3 protein-coding genes are annotated in these 2,385 nt (G+C 65.4%); 2 read left to right on the forward strand and 1 reads right to left on the reverse strand.

All coding sequences use genetic code 11. From position 1 onward, the window contains the following. Positions 1-135: 135 nt before the first annotated feature. Both AC1D0P_RS24765 and AC1D0P_RS24770 read left to right on the forward strand, forming a co-directional pair. The gene (locus tag AC1D0P_RS24765; protein WP_477679158.1) at positions 136-546 is read left to right on the forward strand and encodes a response regulator; all 411 of its coding nucleotides are present in this window, start codon (positions 136-138) and stop codon (positions 544-546) included. Between the two features lie 16 nt (positions 547-562). Then, a complete protein-coding gene (locus AC1D0P_RS24770) occupies positions 563-1,318 on the forward strand; it encodes a helix-turn-helix domain-containing protein (protein ID WP_477679159.1) in 756 nt (251 codons plus the stop codon). Here the strand turns inward: AC1D0P_RS24770 and AC1D0P_RS24775 are convergent. Then, the coding region (locus AC1D0P_RS24775) for a fatty acid desaturase (RefSeq protein WP_477679160.1) at positions 1,312-2,385 on the reverse strand (1,074 nt) is incomplete at its 5' end. The two genes, AC1D0P_RS24770 and AC1D0P_RS24775, sit on opposite strands and share 7 nt — an antisense overlap.

Genomic DNA, 2,385 nt, shown 5'->3' on the forward strand with positions numbered 1-2,385 from the left:
CCACTAGGCGTCCGGGCTCCTAGGAAAATTCCGAGCCGGGCTAAGATCGCCGGCCGCGGCAAACCAGCCATCTCCGAGCCGGCCTTTCAGCAAAAGCCGATGTCCCGGGCGCGCCGCCTGCGCGACAGTAGGGGCATGCAGCACACCGCCTCACCCACCCGGGTTTTTCTGGCCGACGACTCCGCGCTGAGCCGCAGCCGGGTGGCCGCGATGCTGCTCAACCAGGGCATGGAAATCGCAGGGCAGGCCGATACGCCGGAGTCGGCGGTCCCGGGCATCCTGGCGACGCAACCCGACGCCGTGGTGCTCGACGTGCAGTTCGAAAAGGGCACAGGCATGCAGGTGTTGCAGGCCGTCCGTAAGGCCGCGCCGCACATCCCTTTCATCATCCTCAGCAATCACGCCGAGCCGGCCTACCGCGCGCGCTACCTGGCCGCGGGCGCCGCCTGCTTTCTCGACAAACACGCCGAGTTCTACCGGCTCGGCAACGCCGTGGCCGGGCTTGCGCAGCCCCGGTCTGTAGTCCAACCCGTTTCTCACGTTTGATTCCAAAGGAGCCGTCATGACCCCAGCCTGTTCATCCGCCGCCCATTCACCCGCCGCCGCCATCCCGCCGCTGACGACACGCTGCTCGGACTGCAACCTGCGCGATATCTGCCTGCCCTGCGGCATGACGCCCGCCGACGTGAACGGGCTGGACGGGCTCGGTTTCAACCGCAGCAAGGTCAAGGCGGGCCAGGCGCTCTACCACGAGGGCCAGCCCTTTCGCAACATCTACGCGGTACGCATGGGCACCTTCAAATCCAGCCTGACGCTGGCCGACGGGCGCGAGCAGGTCAGCGGCTTCCAGATGGCCGGTGAGCTGATGGGCCTGGACGGCATCGCCAACGGCGCCTATGCCAGCAACTCGACGGCGCTCGAAGACACCGAGGTCTGCGCCATTCCCTACGACCAGATCAGCGGCCTGGCTGCGAGCAGCGCCGACCTGCAGCAGGCCGTGAGCCGCCTGATGAGCCGGGAGATTGTCAGGGAACACAGCCTGATGATGTTGCTGGGCAGCATGAATGCCGAGGAGCGCCTGGCCGCCTTCCTGCTCAACCTATCGCAGCGGCTCAAGCTGCRCGGCTATTCGGCCGGCGAGTTCCACCTGCGCATGTCGCGCGCCGAGATCGGCAGCTACCTGGGCATGAAGCTGGAAACCGTGAGCCGCACGTTTTCCGCGTTCCAGCAACAGGGCATCCTCGAAGTCGACAAACGCCATATCCGCATCGTCGACCACGCGGCGCTCAAGCGCGTCTTCGATACCCGGGTTCACTGAGACGCGGGCAAGGCGCCGGCCATTTCTTCTGAAGTCGGCCTGCCGGAAAAATCCGTCCACTGCCGCCGCTCGAAGTCATAGAGCTTGCAGCGGCGCGCCGTGTCGAAATACCAGCGCCAGGAAAAAGGCTGCACCACGATGTGGCCGGGCAGCCTGGCTTCCAGCATGGCCTGGGCCTGCTTGAGGCGGTACAGCGGCACGCCCATGTCCACGTGATGGGCGGTGTGCTCCATGATGTGGTGCAGCGCCGCGCCGAAAAACGTGTTGAAGCTCAGGTGCACGGTGGTGGAGACAAAGGGGTTGGCGTCGGACCAGTTTTTCTTGTTGTCGTACCAGGCGATGCTGGTGTGCGTGTGGTGCACATAGACCACAAAACCCATGAGCGCGTTCCACACCAGCAGCGGCAGGAAAAATCCGACGGCCAGAAGCCAGGCCGCCGATTGGCCGGTCGCCGATGCCATGGCAAGAAGGCCGGCAATCCAGGCCGCGGCGGCCGCGCTGACCAGCAGGCTATCGGCCACAAAGATGCCGCGCCGCGTGGGCATCACGGCTTTGGACGGGAAATACAGCCGCTTCCACCAGATTTCCAGAAGGTAATACAGCCAGGGTGCCCAGCCGCTGCGGTAGGCGCGCTCCAGCCATTGCCGCCAGGCGGGCATGCACTGGTAGGCCTGCAGGGTCGAAGGCTGCCAGACGAAATCAAAGCCGCTGAGGTTGGTGTAGCCGTGGTGCACGATGTTGTGCCCGACATCCCACAGGCTGTAGGGCGTGAGGGAGGGCAGGAACAGCACGCGGCCCAGCCAGCGGTTGAGCCTGCGGTGCGGTGTGAAGCTCTGGTGGCAGGCATCGTGGCCCAGGATGAACAGCCTGGCGATCATGAAGCCGGCCAGCAGGGACATGAGTATTTGCACGGCGGGATGGCGCGCGAGCACCGCCCCGGCCATGCAGGCGGCGAACAGGACGAAATCCATCAGGGTCAGCGCCAGGGCGATGCCGGTGTTTTTGGCCGAGATGGGGAGAAGCCAGGAGCGCAGAACTTTTCGGTGGGGAAGGGGAGTGGCGGGGGA

It is taken from the genome of Polaromonas sp. P1_G2 (assembly GCF_056405515.1).